At 43.8% G+C, this 5,121-nt stretch carries 5 protein-coding genes; 3 read left to right on the top strand and 2 right to left on the bottom strand.

From position 1 onward, the window contains the following. Window positions 1-34: 34 nt before the first annotated feature. Both HMPREF2917_RS07790 and gdhA read right to left on the bottom strand, forming a co-directional pair. Entirely contained in the window at window positions 35-352 is a 318-nt protein-coding gene (locus tag HMPREF2917_RS07790) for a hypothetical protein (RefSeq protein WP_003005725.1), read from the bottom strand. A gap of 278 nt (window positions 353-630) precedes the next feature. Then, window positions 631-1,977, bottom strand: a complete 1,347-nt coding sequence (gene gdhA, locus HMPREF2917_RS07785; RefSeq protein ID WP_003004977.1) for an NADP-specific glutamate dehydrogenase — start codon at window positions 1,975-1,977, stop codon at window positions 631-633. 299 nt (window positions 1,978-2,276) lie between these two features. Here gdhA and HMPREF2917_RS07780 point away from each other — a divergent pair, with 299 nt between their 5' ends. The 3 genes from HMPREF2917_RS07780 to msrB all read left to right on the top strand — a co-directional run bounded on the left by HMPREF2917_RS07780 (window position 2,277) and on the right by msrB (window position 5,055). After that, window positions 2,277-3,212, top strand: coding sequence for a dihydroorotate oxidase (locus tag HMPREF2917_RS07780; RefSeq protein WP_003016837.1), 936 nt, complete (start codon window positions 2,277-2,279; stop codon window positions 3,210-3,212). Window positions 3,213-3,490: 278 nt separating this feature from the next. Next, the gene (locus HMPREF2917_RS07775) at window positions 3,491-3,847 is read left to right on the top strand and encodes a helicase BlpT (RefSeq protein ID WP_070590026.1); all 357 of its coding nucleotides are present in this window, start codon (window positions 3,491-3,493) and stop codon (window positions 3,845-3,847) included. Window positions 3,848-4,119: 272 nt separating this feature from the next. Continuing rightward, complete coding sequence (gene msrB, locus HMPREF2917_RS07770) at window positions 4,120-5,055, top strand: peptide-methionine (R)-S-oxide reductase MsrB (RefSeq protein WP_070590023.1); 936 nt, start codon at window positions 4,120-4,122, stop codon at window positions 5,053-5,055. Window positions 5,056-5,121: the final 66 nt, after the last annotated feature.

The following is a 5,121-nucleotide window of genomic DNA, read 5'->3' as shown; positions in this document are numbered from 1 at the left end:
AATTACCGATTTCTGTCCCACTCTCTTTTTTGGTCTATTTTAAGTGGCAGTATTTGAAATCCAGCTTTTTAATTTGGTCCCAATTTTTTCGAGCCTCTGGTGGCAAGACGATGAGTTGCTGGCGCAACATAGTCGTGATTTCGAGATTTAAGGATTCGATGGGGAGGGCAATGGCTACGGAACTTTTTGCCCTTTGGATCTTGTCCATGCAATATTCAATATGATGACAAGCTGCACCGGTCTGTGATTGACGGCTAGCTGCGATTTCTTGTCGCATATTGTAGAGTAATTGGACCAATTCAGACTTAAGGAATTCGATCGTATCTGATTTTTCTTGAGCTAAAAGAAACATAAGCACACCTCCTTTTGCTATAGTTTAATACTAATTTATTAAAAATGCAAGAGGGTAAAGTAAAAAAAATAAAATTTTTTTAGAAAAAGATACAGAAAAAGAGAGGGCTCACATCTCCCCACTAAAGACAGTTGAGCCCCTTGTCTTAAAAATGGCTTTCCTCCCTTGGTCGGGTTGACTTGACAGAGGTCTGTAGCTACAAAAAAACTCCTGAAACATACTGGTTTCAGGAGTTGAGAGGCTTTGACCCGAAGGTTTCAAAGAAAAATATCGATTGATTATACAAGACCTTGTGCAATCATCGCGTTTGCGACATTTTCGAAGGCAGCGATGTTGGCACCTGCAAGGTAATCTTTACCAAGACCGTAAGTTTCTGCAGTTGTTTTAGCAGTGTTGAAGATGTTGGTCATGATGTCTTTCAAACGTCCGTCCACTTCTTCGCGTGTCCATGAAAGACGTTGGCTGTTTTGGCTCATTTCAAGAGCAGATACAGCAACCCCACCAGCATTAGCTGCTTTAGCAGGTCCGTAAAGGATACCATTTTCTTTGTATACGTTGATGGCATCGATGTTACTTGGCATGTTTGCTCCTTCAGAGACAACTTTCACACCTTGAGCGACCAAACGTTTTGCAGCATCGCCATCGATTTCGTTTTGAGTTGCACATGGAAGAGCGATGTCATAGTTACCAGCATAAGTCCATACAGAACCTTCGTAGTAAGTAGCAGTTGGTTTTTCAGCAGCGTATTCAGTCAAACGTGCACGACGTTTTTCTTTGACGTCTGTAAGAAGGTCGAAGTCAATACCGTTTTCGTCGATCACGTAACCGTTTGAGTCAGATACAGAGATAACAGTTGCACCAAGTTCAGTTGCTTTTTGAAGAGCGTATTGAGCAACGTTACCAGAACCTGAGATCACGACTTTCTTACCAGCAAAGCTGTCGCCGTTGGCCTTGAGCATTTCTTCAGTGTAGTAAACCAAACCGTAACCAGTTGCTTCTGGACGGATCAAGCTACCACCGAAACCAAGAGGTTTACCAGTCAAGACACCAGCATCAAATTGGCGAAGGCGTTTGTATTGACCATAAAGGTATCCGATTTCACGTCCACCAACCCCGATATCACCAGCTGGAACATCAAGAGAAGGACCGATGTGTTTTTGCAATTCAGTCATGAAGCTTTGGCAGAAACGCATCACTTCAGCGTCTGTTTTTCCTTTAGGATCGAAGTCAGATCCACCTTTACCACCACCGATAGGAAGACCAGTCAAGACGTTTTTGAAGATTTGTTCAAAACCGAGGAATTTCAAGATCCCTTGGTTAACAGTTGGGTGGAAACGAAGACCACCTTTGTAAGGACCTACAGCAGAGTTGAATTGAACACGGTAACCACGGTTTACTTGGATGTTTCCTTCACGGTCAACCCAAGGAACACGGAAAGAAATTACGCGCTCAGGTTCTGTAATACGAGCCAAGATGTTTTCTTCGATGTATTCAGGATGTTTTTCAAAAACAGGTTCCAAAGTGCTGAGGAACTCTTCAACAGCTTGAAGGAATTCAGCTTCGTGGCCGTTACGAGCTTTTACAGTTTCGAAAGTGCTTTGGATATATTCTTTAGCAGTTGTCATGTTAATTCTCCTTTGTGAATGAAACGAAAACCAGCAAACCCGCTAGGGGAGTGGCTTTGAGACAGTTGACAAACAATGTCATGTTTTATTACATGGATCATTATAGCAGACTTTTTTTGGCTTGTAAAGAAAAAAGTTGAATTTTCTGAAAATTTTATCGCGACTAGGAAAGTCCGAATGTTTGGAAGAATTTTTAGCTTTGATTGTCCGGAAGCTTCTAAGTGATGGTATAATGAAAGAAGAAAATAGAGAGCATCCCGAACGATTCTGTTGGTGGTGTTTCAAAAAAGGAGTACAAGATGGTATCGACAAAAACGCAAATTGCTGGTTTTGAATTTGACAACTGCTTGATGAATGCGGCAGGTGTAGCCTGTATGACCACTGAGGAATTAGAAGAAGTGAAAAACTCAGCTGCTGGGACCTTTGTAACCAAGACAGCGACCTTAGAATTCCGTGCTGGTAATCCAGAGCCACGCTACCAAGATGTGCCGCTTGGTTCGATCAATTCGATGGGGCTACCTAACCAAGGGTTGGATTATTATTTGAATTACTTATTGGAGTTGCAAGAAACGGATCCTGACCGGACCTTCTTCTTATCTCTCGTCGGCATGTCTCCTGAAGAAACTCATACCATCTTGAAAAAGGTGCAAGACAGTGACTTTAAAGGCTTGACAGAGTTGAACCTATCTTGTCCCAATGTCCCTGGGAAACCTCAGATCGCCTATGATTTTGATACGACAGATCGGATCTTGTCTGAGGTCTTTGCCTATTTCACCAAACCTCTAGGGATCAAGTTGCCACCTTATTTTGATATCGTTCATTTTGATCAAGCAGCAGCGATCTTTAACAAATACCCGCTCAAGTTTGTCAATTGTGTCAATTCGATCGGAAATGGCCTCTACATTGAGGATGAATCCGTGGTGATCCGTCCGAAAAACGGATTTGGTGGGATTGGTGGAGAATACATCAAGCCAACGGCTCTCGCCAATGTCCATGCCTTTTACCAACGTCTGAATCCAGAAATTCAGATTGTGGGGACTGGGGGCGTCTTGACTGGTCGCGATGCCTTTGAACATATCCTCTGTGGGGCTAGTATGGTGCAAATCGGAACGACGCTGCATAAAGAAGGAGTAGGAGCTTTTGACCGCATCACTGCGGAACTCAAAGCCATCATGGAAGAAAAAGGCTACCAAAGCCTGGAAGATTTCCGTGGGAAACTGCACTACATTGACTAATTTTTTGAAAAGAACTTCCTCGAGTGGAAACTTGGGGAAGTTTTTTATGAGAGTGGTACAGAAATCGGTCATTCGTTAGAATTCGATTTCGTCGTTCCACCTCCGCACAGTTGAGTAGGCCTGTATAAGCTGATGAAATCAGCGTATTAGAGCCCACTCAACAACTGCGTCTTGCTCGACAATCCAAAAATAATTGAGAGGCTAGGACTTTTGTCCCAACCTCATTCTGTTCCTAGTTTTAGGAATTTTCCATTTTTATAGAAAGAAAAAGGTGTACAATGGAGGTGAAAAGGAAGGTGATTTCTATGGGAGAAAGGGATGTGATTCAAGAGGCAAGAACGACGATCACCCTTCTTCAAACAGCCTTTTCTAAGGGATTCACCCCTAGTCCAGATACCCTTCAATTTCAAGAAAATCTAGATCAGATGTTGAAAGGTTTACGAAAGGCTAGGCGGGTAGACAATCGTCTGTTGATTGAGTTAGAAAAGTTTTATCAGACCGCCAGTCTATTGATTGGTCTGGGTGGGTTAGCTTTGAACGAAGAGGCCTTTCAAGCTTGGCGAACTTATGATCACTGGCATTACGAGGTTGTGAAGCCTCACTTACAGGTCTACGGACCGACGGTGCTTTTGTAGTTGACGTGCCTTGAGTTTGTCCACAGATATTCAGAGGAGGTGTTGGTCATGGTAGTCCTTCATGATTTTCTACATCAGTTAACCCTATCGTTTTGGAATTTCTATTACTCGCTCTTTTTCTTATTTGAAAAATAAGAAGGATTGAATCCCTTTTACATATAGTAGAAGGGATTTTTGATGCAGAATCCTTGAAAATCTGAGGCTCTTGGATTATGATGGAGCTAATAGTAAGAAGCGTTCCTTGTGGGGAATGCAGGAAGCGAGGAAAAAAGATGGCAGAGATTTATCTAGCAGGTGGCTGTTTTTGGGGCTTAGAGGAATATTTTTCACGGATCCCCGGTGTAGAACAGACGACGGTGGGCTATGCCAATGGCCAGGTAGAAACGACCAATTACCAACTGATCAAGGGAACGGATCATGCAGAGACCGTTCAGGTCATCTACGATCCAAATAAAATCACACTACGAGCGATTCTGCTCTACTATTTCCGGGTGATCGATCCCTTGTCCATTAACAAGCAGGGAAATGATCGAGGCCGACAATATCGAACCGGTGTCTATTATACAGACGAGGCAGATCGTGAGGTGATTGCCCACCTGTTTGCGGAAGAAGAGAAGCAACTGGGCCACAAAATCGCGGTTGAGTTGGAACCCTTGCGCCACTATATCTTGGCTGAGGACTACCACCAAGACTACCTTAAGAAGAATCCTGGAGGCTATTGCCATATCGATGTGACAGATGCAGCCCAACCCTTGATTGATCCAGCAGCCTATCAGAAGCCAGATCAAGAAATCCTAAAGGCGAAACTGACAGCAGAACAGTACCAAGTCACCCAAGAAAGTGCGACGGAACGTCCTTTCCACAATGCCTATGATCAGACCTTCGAAGAGGGCATCTATGTGGATATTACGACGGGGGAGCCACTCTTCTTTGCCAAGGATAAGTTTGCGTCTGGCTGTGGATGGCCAAGTTTCTCCCGTCCCATTGCCAAAGATGTCGTCCACTATTACCAGGACCATAGCCACGGGATGGAGCGGATCGAAGTTCGTTCCCGCTCAGGCAATGCCCACCTCGGCCATGTCTTCACCGATGGACCAAAAGACCAAGGTGGCCTTCGCTATTGTATCAATTCGGCCTCTCTGCGCTTTATTCCAAAAGAAGAGATGGAGCAAGAAGGATATGGTTATTTGGTAAAAGCATTGAGATAATAGAAAAGCATCTTAGAAACTTTCCTTAGGTGAATACGGACGTCAGCGAACTTCGAAGAAGTTCCA

Origin of the sequence: Streptococcus sp. HMSC061E03 (assembly GCF_001813505.1) — a bacterium.
GTDB lineage: Bacteria > Bacillota > Bacilli > Lactobacillales > Streptococcaceae > Streptococcus.
The sequence above is the reverse complement of the archived record's forward strand: the minus strand, read 5'-3'. Positions and strand labels throughout refer to the sequence as shown.